Below are 25,807 nucleotides of genomic sequence, written 5' to 3' on the forward strand. Positions count from 1 at the left end.
CGGAATTCGCGGGCTTTAACGTTTTCGCGAGCGTGCCGTTGGCTATTTGCCCAGCATCACGCGCTTCATTCCGGTCCGCTCCCCGGAGGTGCATTTGATGATGTAGTAGCCCGCAGGCAGGTTGCTTACATCAATGGTGGCTACGTCGTCGCCCGATACCAGGTCGCTCGTTACTACAGGGCGGCCGGCCTCATCATTCACTTCCACGCGGGTGGGGCCAGTAGCGTTGGTTCGCACCTGCATCCGCTTGGTAATAGGGTTATTTTCAAGGCGTACCTTCAGCGTGGTGCTATTGGGCGCGGCCGGTGCCAGCTTATCACTGATCAGCGCGGGCGGCTCGGGGGCGGCTTCGGCCGGCGCAGCTTTGGCTCCGGCTGCTAAGGGCTTGGCGGCAACGGCCGGTTTCGGGGCCGCGGGCTTTACGGCAGGCTTGGCGCCGGCTACCGCCGGTTTGGCGGCAACTTTAGCAGCAGGGGCCTTGGCGGCGGGTTTCGCGGCGGGCTTGGTTTGAGCCGTAGCCAACTGGGCACTCGCAGAAACCAGCAGTACGGCCAACAGAGAGGAGAAAAGCTTCATAAGGAACCAGAGAAAAGCAAAGGGACAAGCCAACGGTAAAAATACGATTTTCTCTTTCCGCACTGCATAAACCACGCCAGGAAAGCTGTTTTTTTCACCAGGCCATCCGTCTGATTCTCAGACCGGAATGCGTATAGCCGGTAGCTTCGGCGAATTTTCTGCCGCTAAACGTTGCGATTCTACCGGAAAGGCGCTTACATTTGCAACTCAATTCCTCGGGGTGTAGCGTAGCCTGGTATCGCGCCAGCATGGGGTGCTGGAGGTCGTAGGTTCGAATCCTGCCACTCCGACCGAAGAATTACTGTTCGAAAAGCCTCTGGGAACCCCACCCGGAGGCTTTTTTCGGCAGAAGAAGAGAGTAACTGCCCGCTTTTCCCTAGCGGGGTGTAGCGCAGCCCGGTAGCGCGCGTCGTTCGGGACGACGAGGCCGTAGGTTCGAATCCTGCCACCCCGACATTGCTGCTCTCTTGCACAAACGCCCGCTGAATTAGGTTCAGCGGGCGTTTTTCTTTCCGTATGGTCTTAATTAGAACTAGAGCAACGGTTTTCTTACCGCCCCAGGAGCCCATGCGGTATATTTTATGGAGTAGATTTACCTGTTCATTTTTTACTCTATTCTTCCCTAAGATGCGAAGATCTTTCCTTTTCCTGCTGCTGTTGAGCTCAGGCGGGGCCGTACAGGCTCAGATAAGTGCAGGAACCACCTTATTGTCGGGAGCAATTAATTATTCCAGCCGCAAGCAGGAGGCAACAACAGGGGCATTTGGCACCCCACCCCCACCAACTAAAGAGTCACAGTTTTCTTTTTCTCCTACAGCGGGCTACTTCGTAGCGGATAACCTGGCGCTGGGCCTGATGCTGACCGTATCGAGCGGACAAGTAAATCGGGTTGATTATGACTCTTACACCGGCCGCTACCGGGAGCAGGAAATAAACTTCCACGGGCTGGCCGTAGGCCCTATGGTGCGGTATTACAAGTTTCTGGGCGACAACTTTGCCTTTTACGGGCAGGTTGGAGCTGGTTACAGCAGTTCGGGGTCAGAAATGGAAGGTTCTCCCATAGAAACATCCAATAAGGGAGTATATGCGGCCCTAACACCTGGGCTGGTATATTTCCCGGTGCCCAAAGTAGGCCTCGAAGTTACGCTCAATGGTATCCGCTACGCCAGTTTAAAGGAGAAAACCGACTACGGAAACAACAATACTCAGGAAATCACCAACACTGGCTTCGATTTCGGCTTAGGGGTTGAAGATGTGAACCTGGGCATTTCCTTCTACCTGGGCCGTTAAGCCAATTTATCAAGAGAAGGCCCGCTGGAAAGTATTGCAGTGGGCCTTCGCGTTTTGGTATCTGACTTACTTCACCAAGGCCAGCACTTCTACTGGCCCCTGCGCCGGGAAACGCTCTACGTATACCTTACCCAGCTTAATCTTCTGGGCTTCCGCAAAGTGCTTGATGCCGGAATAAAGCCGGTCGGGGGCTACCATATAGCTGGCTTGTACCCGAGCCCGCACCACGCGCTGGCCGCTAGTGAAGGTGCTGAAGCGGTAGCCGCTGGGCAGGGCTTGGGTAGTGGTGTCGGACACAATCAGGCCGACGAAGGCTTTTACCGTGTCGCCGGCGGCTTCGGGGTCGTTGTAGTACACATTGCCCAGGTCGCCGCGCAACTGGCCGCTTTCCTGCAGCTGCTGCGCCTGCCGGAACAACGGCCCAAACTCCTTGCTATCGGCGCGGCCCTGGAAGTAGCGGCCGGCCAGATATATGGGTTGCGAAGTAGTTATCAGCGTTACCTCAGGCGCACGGAAGCCGCCCAGGTACGCGTAGATACCAGCCGCCACGGCTGCTACGCCGATGAAAAGCAGAAAAAGCCAACGAGTCATCGGGCAAAGTTAGGGGTGATTAGGCCAACGCATCTTTGTACTGCATCTGGTAGAGCTGGGTGTAGTAGCCACCCAGGCGGAGCAGCTCCTCGTGGGTGCCACTTTCCTTGATTTCGCCCCGGTCGAGCACGATGATGCGGTCGGCTTTCTGAATGGTGCTCAGGCGGTGGGCAATGACGAGGGAAGTACGGCCCTGCATCAGCTTTTCAATGGCTTGCTGAATGAGCTCCTCCGTCTCGGAGTCCACCGAGGAGGTGGCCTCGTCCAGAATAATGATGCGGGGCTGGTAGACCATGGCCCGCACAAAGGAAATAAGCTGGCGCTGGCCTACCGACAGCGTAGCGCCCCGCTCCATCACCTGGTAGCTTAGGTCGCCGGGGAGCCGCTCAATAAAGCGCCGGGCGCCTACCAGGTCGGCGGCCTGCCAGATCTGCTCGTCGGTGATATCGGCGTTGCCCAGGGTGATGTTGTCCCGAATGGTGCCCGCAAACAGGAACACATCCTGGAGCACCACCCCGATGTGACGGCGCAGGTGCTTGAGGTCGTACTCGCGCAGGTCGTGCCCGTCGATGCGGATGGTACCCTGGTTGATTTCGTAGAAGCGGCTGAGCAGGTTGATGATGCTGGTTTTGCCCGCGCCCGTAGCGCCCACGAAGGCCACCGTCTGGCCGGCCTGGGCCTGGAAATCGATGTCGCGCAGCACCCATTCTTCCTCGTTGTAGGCAAACCATACGTGGTCGAACTCCACGTCGCCGCGCAGAGTGGCGGGCGTGTAGGTGCCGTTGTCGGCAATCAGCTCCTTGCTGTCGAGCAGCTTGAGCAGGCGCTCCGTACTTACCAGACCCAGCTGCAGGGTGTTGAACCGGTCGGCAATCTGGCGGATAGGGCGGAAGAACAGGGCATTGTACATAATGAAGGCAATGAGCGCACCCTTGGAGATGGTGCCTTCAATCTGCCCCTGGGCCGCGTACCACACCAAGAGTCCCACCCCTACCGCCGCCAGCACTTCGGCCACCGGGAAGTAGATGCTGTAGTAGAGCACCGAGCGGATGTTGGCCCGGGTATGCTCCCGGTTGATCTTCTCAAACTTGCGAAACTCCCGCTGCTCGTTGTTGAAGATCTGCACCACGTTCATGCCCGTCAGGTGCTCCTGCACAAAGGAGTTGAGGCTGGCCACGGCCGTGCGCACTTCCTGGAACGACTTCTTAACCTTCTCCTTGAACACGTACGTGCTGAACAGCAGCGGCGGAATAACGGACAGGCTCACCAGCGTCAGGCGCCAGTCGATGTAGAACATGAAAGCCATGATGAACACCAGCTGCAGGATGTCGCCAATCATAGCTGCTAGCCCTTCGCTGAACACGTCGGACAGGGTTTCCACGTCGGAGATGTTGCGCGTCACGAGCTGACCGATGGGTGTGCGGTCGAAGAACTTCAGGCGCAGGTCCAGAATGTGGCGGTAGAGGTCCACCCGAATGTCCCGCACGATGTACTGGCCCAGCCAGCCGCCGAAGTACGTTTGCAGGTAGCTGACCAGGGTGTGGGCCACCAGCAGCACAATCAGCAGCCCGAACATCTTGTTCACACTCACTATGTCGCCCTGCTCAATGCTCACGTCCACCATTCGCTGAATGAGGAAGGGGCGCAGCGTACCCAAGGCAGCGGTGGCAATGGTCAGGAAAATCAGGAAGTAGAAGATGCGCTGGTAGGGCCGCACGTACGTCATCAGCCGGCGCAGCACCTGCCAGTCGAAGATATTACCGGTTTTGGTGGCCGTAGTGGCGTGCTCCATGTAGTAGGGTAACAGGTGATGGGGTAGGTAACAAGTAACAGGTGAAACGCTGTCATTGCGAGCGAAGGGAAGCAATCCGTCCTGGGCAACGCACAAAGCACAAAAATGTGACAAGCTCTTACCTATTGTGGTCAAAAGCTTTCTGGGTTAAAGATGTTCAGCACGTTGTCCAGGACGGATTGCTTCAGCTACGCCTCGCAATGACAACCTGTTACGTGTTACCTGTCACCCCATCACCTGTCACCCTGCCGCAAAGTACGGCAAACCTACGGGCAGGGTCACGTCGGCTACCAGCTCGGTAGGGTATTCTACCCGGCACAGGAACAGGCCCTGGGCCGCTGCTGCGCCGCTGGCGTGCACGCGCTGCAGGCTGTGCAGTATTTCGCTGTATTGCACCGGGGTGAGCTTGCCCCGGCCTACATCCAGCAGCGTGCCCACTACCAACCGCACCATGCCCCGCACAAAGCGGTTTGCCCGGATCTGGAAGATTAGTCCGCCCGGCACGCGGTGCCAGCCCGCTTCGTAGCAATGGCAGCGGTAGTGCTTTTCGCTGCCTTTTACCTTCGAGAAGCTGGTAAAGTCATGGTCGCCTACCAGATAAGCGGCGGCTTCGTTCATAGCTTCCACATCGGGGGCACGGTCCAGGTACAGTGTGTGCGCGGGGCTGAACGGGTCGGGCACGAGGCGCACGTGGTACTGGTAGGTACGGGCCGTAGCATCGAAGCGGGCGTGGGCCGCGGCGGGCACCGGGTGAATAGCCAACGCCCGGATGTCGTGCGGCAGCGCCCGGTTGAGGCGGTAGAGCAGCGTGGGCAGGTCGAGGCTTTCGGGCACTTCGGCATCGAAGTGCGCCACCTGGTGGCTGGCGTGCACGCCCGAGTCGGTACGGCCGCTGCCCAGGCAGTATACTGGCTGGCGCAGCACCTGCGAAAGGCGCCGGTCCAGTTCCTGCTGCACCGTTACCATATTGGGCTGAATCTGCCAGCCGTGGTACTGGGTACCATCGTAGGCCAGATGAAGAAAGTAGCGCACAGGTAAATGGTTGAGAGTTGAAGGCTATCTGGCTGATAACAGACAGAAAGAGGGTAGCCGGGCCGGGTGGCCCCACTACCCTCCTGTTGGCTGCCGGACGGCCGCAAGTCGCCTTATACCTTCTCGTAAATCACGGCGGCGCCCTGGCCTACGCCTACGCACATGGCAGCCAGTCCGTAGCGCACACCCTCACGGCGCTGCATCTCGTGCACCAACGTGGCCGTGATGCGCGCCCCGGAGCAGCCCAGCGGGTGCCCGATGGCAATGGAGCCGCCGTTCACGTTCACCTTAGTCATATCCAGGCCCAGGTCGCGGATGCAGGCAATGCTTTGCACGGCAAAGGCCTCGTTCAACTCAATCAGGTCGATGTCGTCCAGGGTGAGACCGGCACGCTGCAGCACTTTCTGAATAGCCGGTACGGGCCCGATGCCCATATAAGCAGGGTCTACCCCCGCAATAGCCGAGGCTACCACGCGGGCCATCGGCTTCAGCTTGAAGCGCTCCAGGGCATCTTCGTTCACCAGCATAACGGCGGCGGCACCATCGTTGATGCCGGCCGAGTTACCGGCCGTTACGGTACCATCTACGGGCTGGAAGGCAGGCTTGATGGTGGCTAGCTTCTCCAGCGACGACAGGCGCGGGGGCTCGTCGGTGTCGAACAAGGCGGCGTCACCTTTGGGCTGGTGAATGAACACGGGCACGATTTCGCGGCGGAACCGGCCTTTCTCGTTGGCGCGCTGGTACTTCAGTTGGGAGTCGAAGGCAAACTGGTCCTGCTCCTGGCGGGTGATGCCGTAGCGCTTGGCCACGTTCTCGGCCGTTTCGCCCATGGCAAAGGGGTGGTGCAGCTTCGAGAGCTTGGGGTTCACGAAGCGCCAGCCCAAGGTGGTGTCGTGGGCGGTGAAGTCGCGGGCAAAGGCCGTGGACGACTTGGCTACCACGAAGGGGGCGCGCGTCATGCTCTCGGCGCCGCCGGCCAGGTACACGTCGCCCTCCCCAGCCTTGATGGCCCGGGCGGCGTCGATGATGCTTTGCAGGCCCGAGGCACACAGGCGGTTCACGGTGTTGCCGCCTACCGACAGGGGCAGACCGGCCAGCAGCGCAGCCATGCGGGCCACATTGCGGTTGTCTTCGCCGGCCTGGTTGGCGGCGCCCATAATTACGTCTTCAATGGCGGCTTTATCTACGGAGGGGTTGCGGCGCAGCAGCTCGCGCAGCACGTGCGCGGCCATGTCGTCGGGGCGGACGCTGCTCAGGGCGCCGCCGAATTTGCCAATCGGCGTGCGGACGGCGTCCACAATATAGGCTTGGGGCATGGAAGGTAAATGCGGTTTTTCCGGTGGTTGTTGGCTACTTTTGCCGGCCCCGGCGCGGCCGGGACCCTGTCGATTCAATCAACCCACAAAGATGATACAAAGAATTCAAAGCGTATTCCTTCTGTTGCTGGCGCTGGCCATGCTGAGCGTCGTTTTTCTGCCCATCTGGTCGAAGACCGACCCACTCACCGGCAACGAAGTGGTGCTGACGGCCACCCAATTAGCCTTCACCAAGGGGCAGGGGCCCACTACCAGCACCTGGCCTATTGCGGCGCTGGCCGTGGCGGCCGCGGCCCTGGCCGTGTTTGAAATATTTCAGTTCCGCAACCGCCTCCGCCAGCAGCAGATTGGCACCTTCAACCTGCTGCTCATCATGAGCACCATCGGCGCGGGTTTCTACTACTCCGGCATTGGGGAGCGGCTGCTCAACATCAAAGTGCCCGGCACCTTCGAGGCGGGCTTTTACCTGCCTACGCTGGCGCTGCTGCTCAACGTGCTGGCCAACCGCTTTATCCGCCGCGACGAGAAGCTGGTGCGCAGCATGGACCGCCTGCGGTAACGAGGCCAACGGCGGGGGTAAGTCCCGCCTCCAATACCGCAAACACAAAACAGGGCCTTCCAGTTGCCGGAAGGCCCTGTTTTGTGTTTGCGGTAGTAGCCGCACCGGTGCAGGATACTTTAACAGGAGTATTTAGGCTGTCTTCACCGGTGCGGGATGCTTCCGCAGGGGTCCGAAGCCACCCTTCATCGGTGAAGGGCTCTTCGGCACCCCTGCGAAAGCATCCCGCACCGGTGAAGATGCTGTTCAACCCCCGGTAGCTACCGCTGCTGACGTACGAAGTCCTGCAGCGCGTCCACGTTGGAGCGGAAGGAAAACAGCTCGTACACCTGGTAGAAGTTCTGGGAGTCGGTGAGGCGGGGGTAGGCGTACTTGGCCAGTTCCACGCGCTGATCCTCAAAGCTGAACACACGCAGCAGGCGCTTGAGGTCCTCGGTGCGCAGGGCAGTGCGAGCCAGCCCATCCTGCATGATGCTCAGCTTGTCTTTATCGAAGGCCTGCCGCTCGGCCGCCCGGGCCAGGGCATCTACCTCGGCCACCGTCATGGTGGAGCGGTAGTTGCCGCGGTAGTCGTCGGTGGGGCGGCTCTGGGCGCTATACTGCTGCAGCTCCTTCACGTTGGAGTCGAAGTTGAACAGCTCATACACCTGGTAGAAGTTCTGGGGGTCGGCCACGTGGTCGTAGGCGTACTTGGCCATTTCCAGGCGCTGGCTCTCGAAATCGAAGCCGCGTAGCAGGCGCTTCAGTTCCTCTGTGCGGATGGCCGATTGGGCCAGGGCTTCCTGGGCAATGGGCAGCTTGTCTTTGTCGAAGGCCTTGGTTTTCAGCACGCGGAGCAGCGCATCCACGTCGGCGGCATTCATGAGAGTGCGGTAGCGGCCGGAGTATTCGGGGCGCCGGTCGTCACGCCGATCATCATCTCGCTGGTCATCCCGGTCGTCGTAGCGTCCGTCGCGGTCCTGGTCGCGGTTGTCGTAGCTGCCGTCACGGTCGTCGTTGCGGCTGTCGTAGCCCGCGTCGGAGTTGCCGTAGGGGCCGGGGTAGTCGTTGTAGTGCGGGTTACGGCGCCAGGGGCCCCGCATGGGCACCGCCGAGGCTTTGCGCAGCACGGGTGGGTAGCCCTGGCGCGTCACCAGCACGTAGCTCGATTCGTAGCCGGCTTCCAGAAACACGCGGGTGCGGTACTTCACGTAGCCGCGGCCAGCTGGCAACCGGAACTCGGCCCAGTGGGAGCCGGGCTGCACCCGGTCCAGGTACACTTCCCGCGCTACCCGGCGGGTGAGCAGGTTGCCATCGAAGATGAGCTTGAAGGGCACCCCGCGCTCCGAAATAAAGTTGACGTTGGCCGGGGCGGCGAGAAGTTGCGCAGCCCATAGCAGGAAGCTGCAGCAGAGAAGTAGGGCCTTTTTCATGGCAGAGCGGATAAGCCGGGCCGTGTAGCTGGCCCTTGCCGGAGCTTTTTCCAAGGATTATGCCAACCCGGAACTTTCCCGTCCGCCCGGCTGTTGGCGCGCGCCTGCGCCGACTGATTTCGCCCGGCATCTTCACAAAAAACGCCCGATACAGAGCGTATCGGGCGTTTTCAGCTCAAGAAAAAATCCTGCACGTTACTGCGAAATACGCGTCACCTTAAACTCGGTGCGGCGGTTACGCTGGTGCTCATCCTCGGTGCGGGCATTTTTCAGCACGGGCCGGGTTTCGCCGTAGCCTTTGGCCGTAATGCGGCTCTTGGCAATGCCCTTGGAGATAATGTAGTTCACCGCCGACTGGGCCCGCTTCTGCGAAAGGCTCAGGTTGTAGGCGTCCTTGCCACGGGAGTCAGTGTGGGAGCTGAGCTCGATGGTGATTTTGGGGTTGTCCACCAGCGTCTGCACCAGCTTATCCAGCTCCAGAGCGGCATCGGGCCGGATGTTCCACTTATCGTAGTCGTAGAAGATATTTTCGACCACAATGGCCTTGTTCACCACAATCTTATCCAGGGTGAGCGTCACGGGCAACTTGATGTCGTTCTGCGGGGCGGGCAGCTCATCCTGCGTGGGCACCTTGCCCACCGTGGTCAGGCTCTGGCGGGCCGTGAAGTAGCCCGGGCGGTCGGCCACCAGCGCGTAGGTGCTGGCTGTATCCAGCTTGAAGCTGAACTTGCCATCGGGACCCGACTGCGTGGTTTGCAGGCGCTGGCCGTTGCGGCCCAGCAGGGCCACCTCCTCGCCCGCCAAGGGCTTGGTTTCGCCGGTTTTGGCGTCTTTTTCCAGCAGCGTGCCGTCGGCGAAGAGCGTGACCAGCTTCAGGGGCTTGCGGCGGAACAGGTACAGGTCATCGGAGCCTTTGCCGCCGCTGCGGTTGGACGAAAACACGCCCGCATCTTTGGCCGTGAAGAAGGGCGCAAAGTCATCGGCGGTGCTGTTGATAGGGGCGCCCACGTTTTTCACCGCGCCCTTCTCTACCCGGAAGATGTCGAGCCGGCCCAGGCCGGGGTGCCCGTCGGAGGAGAAGTACAGCGTGCCATCGGGTGCCACTGCGGGGAAGTTCTCGTTGCCGGGCGTGTTGATTTTGTCGCCCAGGTTTTCGGGAGTCGAAAAGCGGTTGCCCTCTTCCAGCGTAGTCTTATAAAGGTCATTGCCCCCGCTGCCGCCGGTGCGGCTGGAAGAAAAGTACAGCGTGCGGCCGTCGGGCGAGAAGGCGGGCGAGAAGTCGTCGGCGGTTTTGCTGTTGAGGCCCCGCGCCAGCACCGGCTCCGTCCACTCATTTCCCCGGAAGTACGACACAAACAGGTCCACGCTCTGGTAGCCTTCCTTGGCCTGCTTCTTGGTGCCGTTGTTGGAGCGGGCAAACACCATCGTCTTGCCATCGGGCGAGTAGGTGGCGCTGGCCTCGTGCTTATCGGCGGTGTTGAACACGGGCTCCAGGCGACGAATGGTGTGGCCACCCGTTAGCTGCGGCTCGGCCGCCAGCGTTACGGCGTACAGGTCGTTGAAGCCTTCCCCGTTGCCCAGATATTTCTTCCCGTCGCGGCCCGAGGCAAACACCAGCTCCTTGGTAGTGGGCAGTATGGTCGCGCCAAAGTCCGAAGAAGGCGAGTTCACCGAGTCCAAGTCCTGCACTTCGTTGTTGGTGCGCTGGGCCAGCAGTTCGGGTACCAGCTTGGTGTTTTTGGCTTCCAGCTCGGCGCGGGGTACCAGCTTGGCGTTGGCTCCGTTCTGGGCGTAGGCTTCAAACTGCGTGGTAGCCTCCTCGTATTTGCCGTTGGCTTTCAGGGCTTCGGCGTAGTAGAACTTGGCGTCGTTGGATTTCACCCCGCCGCCAATGGCCGAGTTGTAATAGTCCTCAGCCTGCTCGATGCGGTTGGACAGGCGGTAGGATTCCGCAATGCGGAAGTTGGAAAACGCGGTGCGCTTGCCCTTTTTCACATCGGCCTTATAGAGGGGAATAGCCTCCTCGTACTCCCCCCGCACAAAACGCCGGTCGGCCTTGGTGAGCTGGTCCGAGGCGCTGCAGCCGCTCAGCCACCCCGTGGTGCCGGCCGCCGCGCATAGGATTAGAAATTTCCGCATAGGAATAGAAGAAAAAAGGTCGGGCTGAAGCTTGCACTCAGGCAGGTAACGCTGGCCGCCGCCGGGCAAGTATAAGCAGTTTGGACAGGATTGTACCGCGCTCAGGCTGGCGGGGTTGCCGCCGCCGCGAAATACCGGGCCAGCCAGGTAGCGCGGGCTGGCGCGGGCCACTGCTGCTGCAAGTCAGCGTACGTGGCCACGGTGTTATTGAAGTAGGGAGTATCGGGTTGAAGGCGGCCCTCCGCTACGGCGGCGCGCAGAGCCAGCCGGTCCAGCAGTTGCACTTGCCCATCAAGCAGAAACGCCAGCCGGGCCTTATCTAGCAGCTGAATATCCAGCCCTTCTTCCAGCCCGCGCACGAAGCGCACGGAGGCATCAATAGAGCAGCCACTGGCATCGGCTACGGCCTCATCCAGCCCAATCACCAGAAACTGCCCGTGCAGGACTTCGGCGGAGGCGGCCAGGGTGCGGCCGTGGCTGGTCCACTCCTTGGCGAACTGCCGCAAGGCCGGCTGCACGGCGGCTATTTCTGCCTCGGTGAAAGGCCGGTTGGCCTGATAAATCCACACGCGCGCCGAGGCGGGCAATTGGTCGAAGGGAACGTACACGGACCTCAGATTTTACGGATGAAAAACGGATGTGACGGATAGGCGGCCGGAAAGCAGCCTGTTGAATCACCCATCTTACTACAAAGAAACAGCCCCGGCCGGAAGTTCCGGCGCGGGGCTGTTATTAGTGCTTAGTTGTTAGTGCGTAGTGCTTAGGTTGCTCTGCTTTCAGATGATATAACAGCCTAAGCACTATTACGCGTTCAGGCCTTCGGCGGAGGCAATCAGCTCGGCCAGGTCAAACACCTGCACGTCCGATTCCCGCTCTTTGTTTTTCACGCCGTCGGCCATCATAGTCATGCAGAACGGGCAGGCTACGGCAATAACGCTGCCGCCGCGGTTGGAGCCGGCGGGCAGCACCGGGGCGGTGCTTTCCACACCCTGCAGGTTCAGCAGCACGTCGGCGTCACCGTCCAGGGTGGCCAGGGCCTCCTCGGCGCGCTCCACGTTGATGTCTTTTTTGCCGGGCTCGGGCTCTTTCCACATCTGGGCGCCGCCGGCACCGCAGCAGAGGCCGTTGGTTTTGCAGCGCTTCATTTCCAGCAGGTCGGCGTCCAGCACTTCCAGCACGGCGCGGGGCGCCTCGTAGATGTTGTTGGCGCGGCCCAGGTAGCAGGAGTCGTGGAAGGTAATGCGGCGGCCCTTGAATGACTCCCCGCCCTCGGCCTTCACCTTGCCTTCGTTGATGAGCTGCTGCAGGAAGGTGCTGTGGTGAATCACCTCGTACTCACCGCCCAGCGCCGGGTACTCGTTCTTGATGGTGTTGAAGCAGTGCGGGCAGGCCGTTACCACCTTCTTGATGCCGTAGCCATTGAGGGTGGTAATGTTCTGCATGGCCTGCATCTGAAACAGGAATTCGTTGCCAGCCCGCTTGGCCGGGTCGCCGGTGCAGCTTTCTTCCATGCCCAGCACCGCGTAGTTTACGCCCACGTGCTCCAGAATGCGCACGAAAGCCCGCGTCACGCGCTTGTACCGGTCGTCGAAGGCGCCGGCGCAGCCTACCCAGAACAGAATTTCCGGCGTTTCGCCCCGCGCGGCCAGATCAGCCATCATCGGAACACTTACTTGGCGCTTGGCAGTTAACTCAGCCATTATCGTAGTGAGTATTGAGTATTGAGACAAGGGAAAGAGGAGCAGCAATGGTTTGAGTGAAGCACAGACACCAAAATATGAGTGTCTCAGTACTCATTACCCAATACTTACTACTTTTCCGCTACAAACAGGTCGTCGGCCCAGTTGAAGCGGTCGGAGGGCGAGAAGGCCCAGGGCGCGCCGTTGTTCTCGATGTTGGAGAACATGACGTTGAGCGAGTTGGGCGCGGCCGACTCTTCCAGCACCAGGAAGCGGCGCATTTCCACAATGCTTTCCAGGGGATTAATGTTTACCGGGCAGGCTTCCACGCAGGCGTTGCAGGTGGTGCAGGCCCAGAGCTCCTCGGGCGTCACGTAGCCACGCAGCAGCGTGTGGTTTTCGCGGTCCAGCTGCTCCTGCGGGTCGTGCTTGGCTTCCTTGCCGTAGAGGTTGGGGTTGAAGATCAGCGGGGCGTTGTACTTCTCCTCCACCCGGTCGCGCGTGTCCATGATGATTTTGCGCGGGGAAAGCAGCTTGCCGGTGATATTGGCCGGGCACACCGAGGTACAGCGGCCGCATTCGGTGCAGGAGTAAGCATTCAGCAGGTTGGTCCAGGCCAGGTCATTCACGTCCTTGGCCCCGAAAGGCGTGGGCGCGGCGGCTGAGCCATCGGGCTCCGTGGCGGGGGCGGGCACCTGGTAAGAAGGGTCCATCATGGCCTTCACCTCGTGAGTGATGCTGTCCACGTTCGAGAACTGCCCCTGCGGCACCAGCCGGGAGAAGTACACGTTCGGGAAAGCCATAATGATGTGAAAGTGCTTGGACGAAGGCAGGTAGTTCAGAAACAGCAGAATGCCTACAATGTGCGCCCACCAGCCCACGCGCTCCAGCACATGCAGAGCCGTTGGGCTATCCGGCAGCAGGCCTGTCAGGAACTGGCTGACGGGAAAAGCGCCGGGCAGGCTGGCGCCGTGCAGCTTCAGGTCGGCGGCGTTCATGGTGAACAGGGCCATCATCAGTACCACCTCGATGTAGAGAATGACGTTGGCATCGAGCCGGGGCCAGGCGCGCATTTCCGGGCCGGTAAAGCGCCGCACGCCTTTTACATTGCGCCGCCACCACAAAGCCGCCACGGCCAGCACCACCAGCGCCCCCAGCACTTCGTTGGTGCCCGTGAGCAGCGAGTACAGCGGGCCCAGGAAGCTCAGCACCCGGTGCGTGCCGAAAATACCGTCAATCAATATCTCAATAACCTCGATGTTGATGACGATAAAGCCGATGTACACGATGAGGTGCAGAATGGCCGGCGTGAGGCGCTTGAACATTTTCTGCTGCCCGAAGGCTACCAGCAGGGTTTTCCACAGCCGCTCATTCACGTGGCCACTCATGTCCCGGTCGCGCCCGACGAGGATATTGGCCCGAATCTTCCGCACTTGCCAGGCAAATAGGCCGAAGCCTGCCACCGCCACCAGCAGGAAGAGGATGTTTTGAATAGAAAAGTGCACGGAGAAATGGGTAGGTTTGGGGTTTAGGCCGAAATATACTCGGTATGCATAACAAATCCCGTCTTTTTCCGGCCGGAAAGATTTTTTTACCCTACGGCTTGCAGGTTGAAATTGGTTTACTACTTTTGTGCTCCCCAACGGCCATACGGGCCTTTTGCGGGAAGATGGTAATGTAGCTCAGTTGGTAGAGCACAGCACTGAAAATGCTGGTGTCGTTGGTTCGATTCCAACCATTACCACGGAAAGCCCTCTTTGCAGCCTGCAAAGAGGGCTTTTTTATTTCTTCCGGATAAACCCGGCTATTCTGACTCTGCGGCTTTTTTCGTAGATCTGCCCGCCCAAAACAGGTGAGCCTGCCGGATACCAACGCAAATTCTTTTTCCGGCCGGGTACTATTCCTGTCGGGTTTCGGTTGAAGAGTTATATGTTGCCGCTTGGCAACGACATCTTCGCAATTTTGTGGATGAGTGGCCTGCGCTGCTGTACTGCACCTTACTCTCCACATGGCTCAGCAAGTTCGATTCACCAACACCACCCAATCTGCTTTTTTCGCCACGGTACGCCAGCGGGTAGAAGCCCATTTTCAGGCCAATGGCCTTTCCAAGCACGCCAACGGCGCTATGTGGGCCAAAACGGCGTTCTACCTGACCAGCTTCGTGGTTTTTTATGCGCTGCTGATTTCCGGGCAATTCGGGCTGGGCGGCATGGCGCTGCTGGCGGGGCTGCTGGGCGCGTTCAGCGCCTTTATCGGCTTCAATGTGTGCCACGACGCCATTCACGGCTCCTTCTCGGCCGACAAGCGGGTAAATAAAGTTTTCAGCCTGCTGTTCAACCTCATCGGGGCCAATCCTTACATGTGGAGCATCACGCACAATGTGGTGCACCACACCTACACTAACATTCCGGGCCACGACGAGGACATTGAAGTAGCACCGGGTTTGGTGCGGCTGTCGGAGGACGAGCCGGTGAACCGGGTGCAGCGCTACCAGCACCTCTACGCGTTTTTCCTGTACGGGCTGGCCTCGCTGTCGTGGGTTTTGCGCAAGGATTATCTGAAATTCTTCAAGGACAAGATCGGCCAGCACGACAACCGAAAGCATCCGCGCCAGGAGTATTTCAACCTGTTTTTCTACAAAGCCCTCTACTACGTGCTGTTTATTGTGCTGCCGCTGGTGGTGCTCGATATTACGTGGTGGCAGTTTGTGCTGGGCTTTCTGCTGATGCACTTCGTGGAAGGCCTGGTGCTGGGCCTGGTATTTCAGCTGGCGCACGTGGTAGAAGGCACTGAGTTTCCGGTGCCCGACGAAACCGGCGATATGCGCGAAGCCTGGGCCGCTCACCAGATGCGCACCACAGCCAACTTCTCCACAACCAGTCCGCTGGCGCATTTTCTCTGCGGTGGCCTCAACCAGCAGATCGAGCACCATCTGTTCCCGAAAATCTGCCATATCCACTACCCGGCCATTTCGGGCATCGTGAAGCAGACGGCCCACGAGTTTGGCTTGCCTTACCTGGAAAACCGGACCTTTTTCATGGCACTTCGCTCCCACTACCGCGTGCTGCGCAAGCTGGGCAAGGAAGCCTATGCGCTGGAAAAAGTGCGGGCCTACGCCTAAGCTGACTTCAGAAATCGGTATCTGGTTCTGATATCATATATCATAAGGCAGAAGTAAGCTCGACGTTAACTATGCCTCCCGGCGGGCGTAAGCACAGGAAACCTATTCCTGTCTGCTATGGCTGCTCGCCTCACTCCTGCCCGCTCGTCCGGCACCACGCAATCCGTCTGGTTCCCGACTGCCGACCCGCTGCCAACCTTTAAGCCGCTTCGCCAGAGTACCACGGCCGATGTAGTGGTAGTGGGAGCAGGCATAGCAGGCCTGACTACTGCCTACCTGCTGGGCAAGGCCGGCAAAAAGGTGGTGGTGCTGGAAGACGGGGAAATAGCCAGCGGCGAATCCGGTCGTACCACGGCCCACCTTTCCAATGCCCTCGATGACCGATACTCCACGCTGGAGCAGCTGTTTGGGGAGGAAGGCGCCCGGCTGGCAGCCGAAAGCCATACGGCGGCCATTGCCGAAATCGAGAAAATCGTCCTGACCGAGAAAATAGCCTGTGGCTTCACCCGCCTCAATGGCTACCTGTTTTTGCCGGCCGATGGTACAGAGCAGGAACTGGACGAAGAGCTGGAAGCCGCGCATCGGGCCGGCCTGAAATCGGTGAAAAAGCTGCGCGACTCGGGCACTCCCGGCTTCCATACCGGCCCCTGCCTACGCTTTCCCGAGCAAGGCCAGTTCCATATTCTGCAATACCTCCACGGTCTCGTAGCTGCCATTACGGCCCAGGGCGGGCAGATTTTCACCCACACGCACGTGGAAGCGGTGGAAGGCGGCAGCACTGCCCGCGTGACGACAACAGCCGGCCAAGAAGTAACTGCCGGGGCTATTGTCGTTGCCACCAATACGCCCTTCAACGACCGGGTGGTGATGCACACCAAGCAGGCTCCCTACCGCACATATGCCTTGGCGGCTCGCGTACCCAAAGGCTCTGTTACACAGGCTTTGTACTGGGATACGGCCGACCCCTACCATTATATCCGCCTGCAGGAAGACCCCAACCAGGGAGACGACCTGCTAATTGTGGGCGGTGAGGACCACAAAACCGGCCAGGAAGCCAACCCCGCCGAGCGGTTGCAATGCCTAGAAGACTGGACGCGGGAGCATTTTCCGCAAATCACGAGCATCGATTTTCGCTGGTCGGGGCAGGTGATGGAACCCACGGATGGCCTAGCCTACGCCGGCCGTAATCCGTTGGATAAAGACAATGTGTACATCATCACCGGCGACTCGGGTCATGGCATGACACACGCCACCCTGGGCGCTATGCTCATTCGGGACCTGATTCTAGACCAGCCTAACCCCTGGGAAAAGCTCTATGACCCAGGCCGCATCACGTTGAAGCCCGAGTCTATCAAGGAATTTGTGCGGGAGAACGTGAACGTGGCGGCGGAATACACGGAACTACTCACCGGTGGTGACGTGGCAAATGACGAGGAAATTGCGGCAGGCTCGGGTGCCGTACTCCGGCGCGGCCTTACCAAAGTGGCCGTGTACAAAGACAAGGCCGGCCAGACCCACGAATGCTCGGCAATTTGTCCGCATTTGGGGTGCGTGGTTCATTGGAACGGGCTGGAAAGCAGTTGGGACTGCCCCTGCCACGGCTCCCGCTTCGACGCCTACGGCAAGCTCCTGATGGGCCCCGCCAATTCAGATTTGGGTGCTATAGAGAAGTAATGCCCTGGCTACAGGCAAGGCGTTTTCAGCCGGGCCTCTTCTGCATACAGGTAACCCAGGCGGGCGGCGCGCCCGAAGAACTCGCAGGCGGCGGCGCGGTTCTGCTGAGCCTCCGCCAACCGGCCCAACAGAAAGTAAATCTGTCCGTTCCGCGGCTGGTTTAGCAGCACCTGCTGGTAGTCGGCGCGAGCAGCCTGAAACTCACCCAACTTAAACCAAGCCAGCCCGCGGTACGTGAGGAAGCGGCCCGACGGGCTTTTGCCTTGAGCTGCACGCTGGCGCAGGCCGGTAGTTAGATCCAGGATGGCCGGCTGAAACTGCCGCTGCTCAAACAAGCGCAACTCGCCCCGGTCAAGCCAGGCTCCGGTTTGCGTGGAGTCGGCGGCCAGCGCCTGGTTGAAGCTCCGTAGCGCCTTGCCGGATTGCCCAACGGCCGCGTAGCATTGGCCCATGCGCCACCACAGCCGGGCGCGGCGCGGCGTGGCCATTTCCTCCTGCTGTATCGCCACCGTGTAGTCTTCCAGCGCGGCCTGGTAGTCGTGGTAAGCCAGCTGCTCGATTTCGCCCCGGCGGTGATGGGCTTCGGGATAGTTGGGCTTGAAGTGAATAGCAGCTGACAGGTAGCTGTGTGCCGTGCTCCATTGCTGCTCCGTGTAGGCTTTCAGGCCGTCTTCGTAGTTGCTACGGGCGGTTACGTGGTCCATCGTCAGCTTCACGGAAAGCATGAAAGCTATCAGCAGCGCTACAAAGAGGAAGGTAAGCAGGTAGTCGCGGCGGGTGAAACGCGTTTTCTGGCGCGGAATGGGCCGGTAGTGTCGTTCTGCCGAAGAAGCCGGCCGGCGGGTGCGCACGGGGCCGGCGGCCGGCGGCGGTGCCCCGTAGATGTGCTGATGCTGGTGCCGGAACTGCTGCTGACGGCGGGCTTGCTCGATCTGCTGAGCTTCGCGCCACAGCTGCTGGTCGTAGGCCGCGCGGCGGGCGGGGTCGGCCAGAATTCCGTGGGCAATGCTGATTTGCTTGAACAACTCCTCGTAGCGGGTATCTCCCTGGTGCCGGTCGGGATGGTAGCGCAAAGCCAGCTGCTTATACGCTTGCTTGATTTCCAGCCGGGTGGCTGTGGGCGACACGCCAAGTACGTGGTAATGATTCTGGCTCAAGGGGCAGGACTCGGGGCAACAAGTACGCCATTTTTCCGGGCGAACCTAGACGTTGAACAGGGTTTTCCGTATGAAGTTCCATTCCAGTTCGACCGTCTTGTTTATGGTTGAGCTGGTTTTCTGTCATCTGATGTTCTACTAATTCCTCGCTGCCGCATGGCTTACGACGACGACGCATCCAAAACGCCCCGCAACGACAGCCTGATGGGAAACCTGATGGGCTACCTCGACACCCGCATCGACCTGGTACGGCTCGAGGTTCAGGAAAAAGTAAAAGTAGCCTTCGTAGGCACAGCCCACGGCCTCACCATGGCCATTATCGGGCTCATGTTTCTCGTGTTTCTAAGTGTTTTCGCCGGCCTGGCGCTCAATGAAGCTCTCGACAGCTCGTACTGGGGTTTTGGTATTGTAGCGGGCTTTTACCTGCTGCTGCTCATTATCTTCATCGTAGGAGTGGATAAGAAGCTGTTTCAGAGCCTAGCCGATAAAACCCTCAGCAATACCATCTACAAATCCGACAAACGTCAAGCGTAAGCTGCTGCTATGGCTGATCTGCACAATCCCCTGTTCGAGGACGAAAAAGAGTTTCTGGAGCGCCAGAAGCTGGAATACGAGCGTGCCCTGCTGGGCGACGTGGAAAATATCAAGGAGCAAAGCCAGCGCGTGGGCAAGTTTGCTCTTATTGGTGCAGGCCTGGCCGGCAGCATCTGGCTGATTGCCAAGGCACTGCGCTCCAAGCCCAAATACTCGCCCGATGAGGACGAGGAAGAAGACGAATACGCCCGGCACCTGCACCGCGCCAGCCACTCTTCCCGCCCCGCCCCGGCCCGCCGTTCGGCTGTTGATGAAGCGGTGGCCGATGACCTGGGCTTTGGGGTAGGCCATCATCAAAACGACCGGGGCGCGCAGGCCGGCTACCACGCTGCCACCCATGACCGCGCCCACCTGGCTCCCGACGTGTACCACACCGATGCCGACCCGTTTCAGCCGGTAAACTTTGCCTCGTCTAGCACGCCGGCCACGCGGCGGCCCCCCGTAGCCGCGCCGGGCTCGGATGCCGCTTCTTCTATTGTGGCCGAGGCCTTCCACTCGTTTCTGCAGTCGGATACGGGTAAGATGCTGATTGCACAGATTTCGGCCGTGCTGATGGCTTACGTGGCGAAAAAAATCGGGGAATATCTACCATCGGACAAAAATCCCGACCTTGCAACGTCGCCCGCCAATGAGGCCACGACGCAGGATATCGACTTTACGTATCACCACGACGACGCGAATGCGCCACAACAGCCTGTATGAGACGCTTAGCACCCGCCGCGCGCAAGGCCGCAAGTCGCTGGCTGTCCTGCTCGATCCGGACAACCTGGACGAAGCCGGCTGCCAACACCTGCTGGAGCTGACCGCGCAGCATTCCGTTGAGTACTTTTTTGTAGGGGGTAGCCTGGTGATGAATTCTCATCAGGCTACCCTCATTCAGTTGATAAAGTCCCGCTCTACGGTGCCGGTACTGCTGTTCCCGAGCCACAGCCTGCACCTGGAAGGCCCCGCCGACGGTATTCTGCTCCTTTCCCTGATTTCGGGCCGAAACCCGGAGTTTCTGATCGGCCAGCACGTTATTGCCGCGCCGCTATTGCGGGCCAGCAACCTGCAGATCCTACCTACCGGCTACATGCTAGTAGATACCGGCCGCCAGACCACGGCCAGCTATATCAGCGGCACCACGCCCCTGCCCTACGACAAGCCGGCCATTGCGGCCTGTACTGCTATGGCCGGCGAACAGCTAGGCCTGCGCCTGATGTACCTCGATGGTGGCAGCGGGGCCATGTACCCCGTTTCTCCGGCCATGATTCAGGCGGTGCGCCAAGCTGTGGAAGTGCCTATTATCGTAGGGGGTGGCATCAACACGCCCGAAAAAGCCCAGGCTGCTTTGGCTGCCGGCGCTGATGTCATTGTGGTCGGCAACCAGATTGAAAAAGACCCCGGATTCCTGGCAGAGGTTTCGCGGGTAGTGCACTCCTACAATCAAGTGACCGTCTGAACCACGGATTCGCGCGGATTTTTCGGATTCCACGGATTTTGTAGACGATAAAAAAGGGCTTGCCGGAAGGCAAGCCCTTTTGTTTTCTGCTCCAATTGGAACCGCGCCGACTACAAAATCCGTGGAATCCGTGGTTCCGTCGTTAGATGTTCATGGCCGACTCGCGGCGGCGCATCTTGCCGGCCGGAATGCCGAACATCATCTTGAAGCGGCGGCAGAAGTACGCCGTGTCCTTATAGCCCACTTCCTTGCCGATATCACGGATGCTCTTTTTGGTGGTGCGTAGCAGGAATACAGCACGCTCCATGCGCTGATACTCGATGTAGTCCTGCGGGTTGATGCCGGTGAGCATCTTGAAGTACTGCCCTACATAATCTTCCGACACGTTGGCCACCCCTGATAGCACCTTGTTTGACAGGTCGCCGCCCAGGTTCTCCTTGATGTAGTTGAACAGGTCGATGAGGCGCGGGTCCTTGAAGTACGTGCTGTTGGTAGCCAGCTGCTCCACGAACATCTTGTTTTTCAGGATGTAGCGCACGATTTCCACCACAATATTCTCAGTGTATATCGTGATGAGCCGCTCCCGACCGGGCAGTTCCTGCAGGCTTTCTTCTACGACCTTGATGACCAGATTAGCCAGCTTGGAGTTGCCGGTAATCAGAAAGGCCGGCACGTCGAGCGAGGCGAAAAAATTCACCGAGTCGAATACCTTGGCCTCAAAGCTTACAAACGAGTGGCTTTCTTCGGCATCACCGATGAGGTCCAGATCAGAGTTGGAATGGAAGAACTTATCCTTGTTGCTGATCAGGTCGTCGTTGGTGATGACCTTGCCAGCGGCGTCGCCATACGTTACTTTGGTGGCGCGGCCCCCGGGAATAAAGAGCATTTCGCCTTCTTCCACGTTCTGCTGCTCGTCGTCGCCGAAACTCAGGCGGCCTTTATGCAGCAGAATGAGGTTGTTGCCAACGTCGTATGAATTGCGCACAGTGAAAGGCTGCTGCAGTACCAGGTTCTTCGCTTTGATGTAGCGAACCCCGAGCGACTCAATCACTTTATTGTAATCTTCCATAAACCTCTACTTGTTGGGTTGCTTGCAGGGAAACGGGCAGTTGCAGCCCGGATGTATACAATACAAAACAAGATATAAAAATTCACAAAAACTAAACCCAGCCAAAAAAATAGCTGGGTTTAGTGCAATGAATCTGACTTTTAGGCAATTCGACGCTTATTTCAGGATTTCCCGCGAGATTACAATTTTCTGAATCTCGGAAGTACCCTCATAAATCTGGGTGATTTTGGCGTCACGCATCATGCGCTCCACGTGATACTCCTTCACAAAACCATATCCCCCGTGGATCTGCACCGCCTCTACGGCGGTGTCCATAGCTGTTTTGGAAGCAAACAGCTTAGCCATAGCCCCCGATTTGGCATAGTCGAGGTGTGCATCCTTATCGTGGGCGGCCTGCAGACAGAGCAGACGGGCAGCATCAATGTTGGTTGCCATATCGGCTAGCTTGAACTGGATGGCCTGGTGCTGGGAAATAGGCACGCCAAACGCCTTCCGCTCCTTGGCATACTTCACCGACAGTTCGTAGGCACCCGAGGCAATACCTAGGGCCTGCGCCGCTATGCCGATACGGCCGCCAGCCAGCGCCTGCATGGCGAACTTGAAGCCGAAGCCATCTTCGCCGATGCGGTTTTCCTTGGGCACCTTCACGTCGTTGAACATGAGGGAACAGGTATCAGAGCCGCGGATGCCCAGCTTGTTTTCCTTGGGACCGGTCTGGAAGCCTTCCATGCCCTTCTCCACGATAAGCACGTTGATGCCGCGGTGCTTAAGCTCGGGGTTGGTTTGAGCCATCACCAAGTATACCGAGGCGGTGGTGCCGTTGGTAATCCAGTTTTTGGTACCGTTCAGCAGGTAGTAGTCGCCTTTGTCCTCAGCGGTGGTACGCTGGCTGGTGGCGTCAGAGCCGGCTTCGGGCTCCGACAGGGCGAAGGCGCCAATCATTTCGCCAGTGGCCAGCTTGGTCAGGTATTTCTGCTTTTGCTCCTCAGTACCGTACTTTTCCAGGCCCCAGCATACCAGGGTATTATTTACCGACATGATAACGGAGCAGGAAGCATCAACCTTGGAAATTTCTTCCATAGCCAGCACATAGCTGACCGTATCCATACCGCCGCCGCCGTATTTGGGGCTTACAATCATTCCCATGAATCCCAGCTCGCCCATTTTCTTGACTTGCTCGGTGGGAAATTTCTGCTGGTCGTCGCGCTCAATCACGCCGGCCCATAGTTCGTTCTGAGCAAAGTCGCGGGCTGCGGCCTGCACGGCCAATTGTTCTTCAGTGAGCTGAAAATTCATGTAAAAGGTACGTGGGTGGGAATTGGGAAAAGAGCAGGCCGGTAGCCACAACTGAGTGGTGGCGGAGCTACCGGCTGTCAAAATTACTTCTTAGAAATCGTAGATTACGCAGCATGCCGAATATTTCGGCCACCCACGCTTGCTACCCGACTTGTATGGGAAGTCAGGCGCTCCATAGCGGCAACAAACCAACTGCGTTAAAGATTAGCGCCGGTCGCGGCTGCCGAAGATGCTTACGTAATAAAGCAGCGTGGCCAGGGAGCTGAGCGCTGCTACCACGTACGTCATAGCGGCCCACCAAAGCGCGTCTTTGGCCATACTATGCTCCTGCGGGGTTACAATACCGCGCTTGTCAATCCAGGCCAGGGCGCGCTTGGAAGCGTCGAACTCCACCGGCAGCGTAACAAAGGAGAAAAGCGTGGTAAGCGAAAACAGCACGATGCCTACGCCTAGCGGAATTGGCGTGGTGCGCAGCAGTATCACCCCGGCCAGCAGCACCAGCGGCATAAACCGGGACACCGCGCTGAGGGCCGGCACCATAGCCGAGCGGAACTGCAGCGCCGCATAAGCCGTGGCGTGCTGCACAGCGTGCCCGCACTCGTGGGCAGCCACTGCCGCGGCCGAGGCACTGCGGGCGGCGTACACCTCCTCGCTCAGGTTTACCGTTTTATCGGCGGGGTTGTAGTGGTCAGTAAGGCGTCCTTCGGTGCTGATAACGCGCACATCGGTAATGCCGTGATCGGCCAGCATCAGCTCGGCAATCTGCTTGCCCGAGAGACCCGACTGCAGGCCAATCTGTGAGTACTGGGTGAATTTGCTGCGCAGGCGCCACTGGATGATCATGCCAGCCACCGTGGCCAGGATCAGTATCAGGTAGAGGGGACCGGTAGAGTACATGGTTCAGGAAAGAAAAAGCGTGAACGGGAACTATGCTACCGGCAGCCACTTGCTCCCGGCTAGTCGCCCAGCTGGCGGATTCGCTCGACGATGCGCGTGGTGCTGTAGCCCGCTACCAGCGGCACCGTAAGCACCTGCCCGCCATGCTGCAACACCACTTCGTGACCCACAATTCCACTGATGGCGTAGTCGTCGCCCTTCACCAGGATATCGGGCAGCACGGTTTCGATCAGCTGCAGCGGGGTCTGCTCGTCGAACAGCACCACGGCGTCCACAAACAAAAGCGACGCCAGGATGCGCGCCCGTGACATTTCGTCCTGCAAAGGGCGGCCGGGCTTGAGGCAGCTTACGGAGGCATCGGTATTGAGGCCGACGACCAGCCGGTCGCCGAGGTGGCGGGCCTTTTCCAGGTAGTCGACGTGGCCCAGGTGCAATAGGTCGAAGCAGCCGTTGGTGAACACCACGCGTTGCCCTTCCGCTTTCCATTGGGCTACCACGGCCGGCAGCGCGGCGCGGCTCACAATCTTGTCTTTGCTCCACATAAGCCCGTAGCTGATGCCGCCAGCTGCCTGACGGAATGTCGTTGAGTGTGTTGTACGTGGGAGGCTAACCAGGCTGGTTACCCGCCGCCAGCGGCTGCGCCGTCCGCCCCGATTTGACCATGCTGGCCACAAAGCTGATACCACCCATGAGCACCACCAGCAGGGTTTGGGAGCCGTGCACCACCAGGGCGTATGCAATGCCCGCCTCCTTGCTGATGCCGTACACCAGCAGCGTGCTTTGCACCATCAGATGAAACGCGCCGATACCGCCCTGCACCGGCGTGGCCATGCCAATAGCGCCGAAGGTAAGCACCCCCAGCCCTGCAGCCATGCTTAGCTGCGCCGTTTCGGGGAAGGCAAAGAAGGCCAGGTAATCCATGAGGTAGTAGACCAGCCAGGTAAACAGCGTGTGCAGCAGAAACAGCCCTGGGTGCGCAAGCTTGCGGATGCTGAAAACACCATCGAGCAAGCCGCGCACGAACCGCTCCAGCTTGTTGAACAACGCCAACTGCCGCAGCCGCTCCAGGTTGCGGTAGAGCACGTACAGTGTAATCAGCCCGATAAGCAGCAGCAGGCCACCGGCCACCAGGAGCGTCTGCTGGCTGCGGGCCAGGGAGTCGTACTTATCTGAAAACAAGCTCAACACAAATGCCCGGAAGCGGTTAAAATCGACCAGCACGGTGGCCCCGATCAAACACAGCAGCACCAGCACATCGATAACGCGCTCCGTGATGACCGAGCCCAGCGCCACCTGCACGGGTACGCCGCTGGTACGCCGCAACACCGAGCACCGGATAACTTCGCCCATCCGCGGCAGCACCATGTTGGCTAGGTAGCCCACCATCATGGCATGGTACACGTCCCAGTAAGTGGCGGTTTGCTTGGCGTTGGTAGCATCCAGCTGCATTTTCCAGCGGTAGGCCCGGCTGAAGTAGCCCAGTGCCGACAGCACCATGGTAAAGCCCAGCCAGAAGTAATTGGCCTCACGCATGTAGCGGCCTACCAGGCTCAGATCCTGCCCCCGCACGGCGTAGCGCATCAGCACCGCCGAGAAGGCGAGCAACAGCACGTACTTAAGAATATTGAGAAGCTTCTTCACGAACAGGGGAATGTATAGCTGAATGGCTATAGGGTTAAATTGTCAAACGACTGCGTACGGCAGTCTACTCCAACACCCATTCAGCCATACAGCCATGAGCCATGCAACCAGCCACTCCGGCCTTATCCCAGGCGGTTGTGCTGGTCGGGGAAGATGATGGTAGGCTGGTGCTGGCGGGCTTCGGCAAAATCAACCAGGCCGTAGGAAATGATGATGATGATGTCGCCGACGGCCACGCGGCGGGCGGCGGGCCCGTTCAGGCAAATCATGCCGGAGCCCCGCTCTCCTTTGATGATATAGGTTTCGAACCGCTCCCCGTTGTTCACGTTCACGATGGTCACTTTCTCGTTTTCCACCATGTTGGCGGCGTCGAGCAGGTCTTCATCAATGGTGATGCTGCCCACGTAGTGCAGCTCGGCCTGGGTTACTTTAACGCGGTGAATCTTCGACTTGAGAACTTCGATATGCATGGAAGCCGGGTGGAATGAGAAAACGGCCGCAAAGATACGATTGGGGAATGAGCAAGTGAGT

Annotated in this window: 24 protein-coding genes and 3 tRNA genes; 10 read left to right on the top strand and 17 right to left on the bottom strand. The window is 59.2% G+C overall.

The genetic code is table 11. The features are described 5' to 3' along the window. Positions 1-42: 42 nt before the first annotated feature. Entirely contained in the window at positions 43-576 is a 534-nt protein-coding gene (locus tag I5L79_RS13035; protein ID WP_196955497.1) for a T9SS type A sorting domain-containing protein, read from the bottom strand. A gap of 216 nt (positions 577-792) precedes the next feature. On the opposite strand from I5L79_RS13035, the gene I5L79_RS13040 reads away from it, so the two are divergent. From I5L79_RS13040 to I5L79_RS13050, 3 genes are all read left to right on the top strand, one after another. Then, positions 793-866: transfer RNA gene (locus I5L79_RS13040), tRNA-Pro, on the top strand. A gap of 90 nt (positions 867-956) precedes the next feature. Beyond that, positions 957-1,030: transfer RNA gene (locus I5L79_RS13045), tRNA-Pro, on the top strand. 173 nt (positions 1,031-1,203) lie between these two features. Beyond that, a complete protein-coding gene (locus tag I5L79_RS13050) occupies positions 1,204-1,866 on the top strand; it encodes an outer membrane beta-barrel protein (RefSeq protein WP_196955498.1) in 663 nt (220 codons plus the stop codon). Positions 1,867-1,932: 66 nt separating this feature from the next. On the opposite strand, the gene I5L79_RS13055 is transcribed toward I5L79_RS13050, so the two are convergent. The 4 genes from I5L79_RS13055 to I5L79_RS13070 form a co-directional block, all read right to left on the bottom strand. Beyond that, entirely contained in the window at positions 1,933-2,457 is a 525-nt protein-coding gene (locus tag I5L79_RS13055) for a hypothetical protein (RefSeq protein WP_196955499.1), read from the bottom strand. A gap of 19 nt (positions 2,458-2,476) precedes the next feature. Next, positions 2,477-4,249: an ABC transporter ATP-binding protein gene (locus tag I5L79_RS13060; RefSeq protein ID WP_196955500.1), complete on the bottom strand. Its 1,773-nt coding sequence runs from the start codon at positions 4,247-4,249 to the stop codon at positions 2,477-2,479. Positions 4,250-4,489: 240 nt separating this feature from the next. Further along, positions 4,490-5,281: a tRNA pseudouridine(38-40) synthase TruA gene (truA, locus tag I5L79_RS13065; RefSeq protein WP_196955501.1), complete on the bottom strand. Its 792-nt coding sequence runs from the start codon at positions 5,279-5,281 to the stop codon at positions 4,490-4,492. Between the two features lie 113 nt (positions 5,282-5,394). Next, positions 5,395-6,597, bottom strand: a complete 1,203-nt coding sequence (locus I5L79_RS13070; RefSeq protein ID WP_196955502.1) for a thiolase family protein — start codon at positions 6,595-6,597, stop codon at positions 5,395-5,397. Between the two features lie 91 nt (positions 6,598-6,688). Here I5L79_RS13070 and I5L79_RS13075 point away from each other — a divergent pair, with 91 nt between their 5' ends. Then, a complete protein-coding gene (locus tag I5L79_RS13075) occupies positions 6,689-7,156 on the top strand; it encodes a DUF4293 domain-containing protein (RefSeq protein WP_196955503.1) in 468 nt (155 codons plus the stop codon). A gap of 260 nt (positions 7,157-7,416) precedes the next feature. On the opposite strand, the gene I5L79_RS13080 is transcribed toward I5L79_RS13075, so the two are convergent. The 5 genes from I5L79_RS13080 to I5L79_RS13100 form a co-directional block, all read right to left on the bottom strand. After that, positions 7,417-8,568: a DUF4476 domain-containing protein gene (locus I5L79_RS13080; RefSeq protein WP_196955504.1), complete on the bottom strand. Its 1,152-nt coding sequence runs from the start codon at positions 8,566-8,568 to the stop codon at positions 7,417-7,419. A 195-nt stretch (positions 8,569-8,763) separates the two neighbouring features. Continuing rightward, positions 8,764-10,707: an OmpA family protein gene (locus I5L79_RS13085; protein WP_196955505.1), complete on the bottom strand. Its 1,944-nt coding sequence runs from the start codon at positions 10,705-10,707 to the stop codon at positions 8,764-8,766. Between the two features lie 101 nt (positions 10,708-10,808). Further along, on the bottom strand, positions 10,809-11,315 hold the full coding sequence (locus tag I5L79_RS13090; RefSeq protein ID WP_196955506.1) for a hypothetical protein: 507 nt from the start codon (positions 11,313-11,315) through the stop codon (positions 10,809-10,811). A 195-nt stretch (positions 11,316-11,510) separates the two neighbouring features. Next, the gene (locus tag I5L79_RS13095; RefSeq protein ID WP_185890103.1) at positions 11,511-12,365 is read right to left on the bottom strand and encodes a (Fe-S)-binding protein; all 855 of its coding nucleotides are present in this window, start codon (positions 12,363-12,365) and stop codon (positions 11,511-11,513) included. Between the two features lie 152 nt (positions 12,366-12,517). Continuing rightward, positions 12,518-13,891 (bottom strand): 4Fe-4S dicluster domain-containing protein, encoded by a 1,374-nt coding sequence (locus I5L79_RS13100; protein WP_196955507.1) that lies wholly within the window; start codon positions 13,889-13,891, stop codon positions 12,518-12,520. A 166-nt stretch (positions 13,892-14,057) separates the two neighbouring features. On the opposite strand from I5L79_RS13100, the gene I5L79_RS13105 reads away from it, so the two are divergent. The 3 genes from I5L79_RS13105 (at position 14,058) to I5L79_RS13115 (ending at position 17,181) form a co-directional block, all read left to right on the top strand. Then, positions 14,058-14,130 (top strand) — tRNA-Phe (locus tag I5L79_RS13105). A 264-nt stretch (positions 14,131-14,394) separates the two neighbouring features. Continuing rightward, positions 14,395-15,507, top strand: a complete 1,113-nt coding sequence (locus tag I5L79_RS13110) for a fatty acid desaturase family protein (protein ID WP_196955508.1) — start codon at positions 14,395-14,397, stop codon at positions 15,505-15,507. Between the two features lie 117 nt (positions 15,508-15,624). Continuing rightward, positions 15,625-17,181 carry an FAD-dependent oxidoreductase gene (locus tag I5L79_RS13115; RefSeq protein WP_196955509.1) on the top strand — a complete coding sequence of 519 codons (1,557 nt, stop codon included), beginning with the start codon at positions 15,625-15,627 and terminating at the stop codon, positions 17,179-17,181. Positions 17,182-17,189: 8 nt separating this feature from the next. Here I5L79_RS13115 and I5L79_RS13120 read toward each other — a convergent pair whose 3' ends face one another. Then, complete coding sequence (locus I5L79_RS13120) at positions 17,190-18,338, bottom strand: J domain-containing protein (protein WP_196955510.1); 1,149 nt, start codon at positions 18,336-18,338, stop codon at positions 17,190-17,192. Between the two features lie 156 nt (positions 18,339-18,494). Here I5L79_RS13120 and I5L79_RS13125 point away from each other — a divergent pair, with 156 nt between their 5' ends. From I5L79_RS13125 to I5L79_RS13135, 3 genes are read left to right on the top strand one after another with little or no spacing between them, the layout of a single operon-like run. Beyond that, positions 18,495-18,872: a phage holin family protein gene (locus I5L79_RS13125; RefSeq protein WP_196955511.1), complete on the top strand. Its 378-nt coding sequence runs from the start codon at positions 18,495-18,497 to the stop codon at positions 18,870-18,872. A gap of 9 nt (positions 18,873-18,881) precedes the next feature. Continuing rightward, positions 18,882-19,634: a hypothetical protein gene (locus I5L79_RS13130; RefSeq protein WP_196955512.1), complete on the top strand. Its 753-nt coding sequence runs from the start codon at positions 18,882-18,884 to the stop codon at positions 19,632-19,634. After that, entirely contained in the window at positions 19,612-20,373 is a 762-nt protein-coding gene (locus I5L79_RS13135; RefSeq protein WP_196955513.1) for a geranylgeranylglyceryl/heptaprenylglyceryl phosphate synthase, read from the top strand. Before I5L79_RS13130 ends, I5L79_RS13135 begins: the two co-directional genes overlap by 23 nt. 142 nt (positions 20,374-20,515) lie before the next feature. Here I5L79_RS13135 and I5L79_RS13140 read toward each other — a convergent pair whose 3' ends face one another. The 6 genes from I5L79_RS13140 to panD all read right to left on the bottom strand — a co-directional run bounded on the left by I5L79_RS13140 (position 20,516) and on the right by panD (position 25,746). Beyond that, positions 20,516-21,442 carry a helix-turn-helix domain-containing protein gene (locus I5L79_RS13140; RefSeq protein WP_196955514.1) on the bottom strand — a complete coding sequence of 309 codons (927 nt, stop codon included), beginning with the start codon at positions 21,440-21,442 and terminating at the stop codon, positions 20,516-20,518. Positions 21,443-21,598: 156 nt separating this feature from the next. After that, on the bottom strand, positions 21,599-22,738 hold the full coding sequence (locus tag I5L79_RS13145; RefSeq protein ID WP_196955515.1) for an acyl-CoA dehydrogenase: 1,140 nt from the start codon (positions 22,736-22,738) through the stop codon (positions 21,599-21,601). A 204-nt stretch (positions 22,739-22,942) separates the two neighbouring features. Further along, positions 22,943-23,635, bottom strand: a complete 693-nt coding sequence (locus I5L79_RS13150) for a zinc metallopeptidase (RefSeq protein WP_196955516.1) — start codon at positions 23,633-23,635, stop codon at positions 22,943-22,945. A gap of 59 nt (positions 23,636-23,694) precedes the next feature. Next, the gene (rfaE2, locus tag I5L79_RS13155) at positions 23,695-24,177 is read right to left on the bottom strand and encodes a D-glycero-beta-D-manno-heptose 1-phosphate adenylyltransferase (protein ID WP_196955517.1); all 483 of its coding nucleotides are present in this window, start codon (positions 24,175-24,177) and stop codon (positions 23,695-23,697) included. Between the two features lie 64 nt (positions 24,178-24,241). Beyond that, on the bottom strand, positions 24,242-25,276 hold the full coding sequence (locus I5L79_RS13160) for a lysylphosphatidylglycerol synthase transmembrane domain-containing protein (RefSeq protein WP_196955518.1): 1,035 nt from the start codon (positions 25,274-25,276) through the stop codon (positions 24,242-24,244). A 122-nt stretch (positions 25,277-25,398) separates the two neighbouring features. Beyond that, positions 25,399-25,746, bottom strand: coding sequence for an aspartate 1-decarboxylase (gene panD / locus I5L79_RS13165; protein ID WP_196955519.1), 348 nt, complete (start codon positions 25,744-25,746; stop codon positions 25,399-25,401). Between the last annotated feature and the right edge of the window lie 61 nt (positions 25,747-25,807).

The organism is Hymenobacter guriensis, from assembly GCF_015773195.1.
Lineage (GTDB): Bacteria > Bacteroidota > Bacteroidia > Cytophagales > Hymenobacteraceae > Hymenobacter > Hymenobacter guriensis.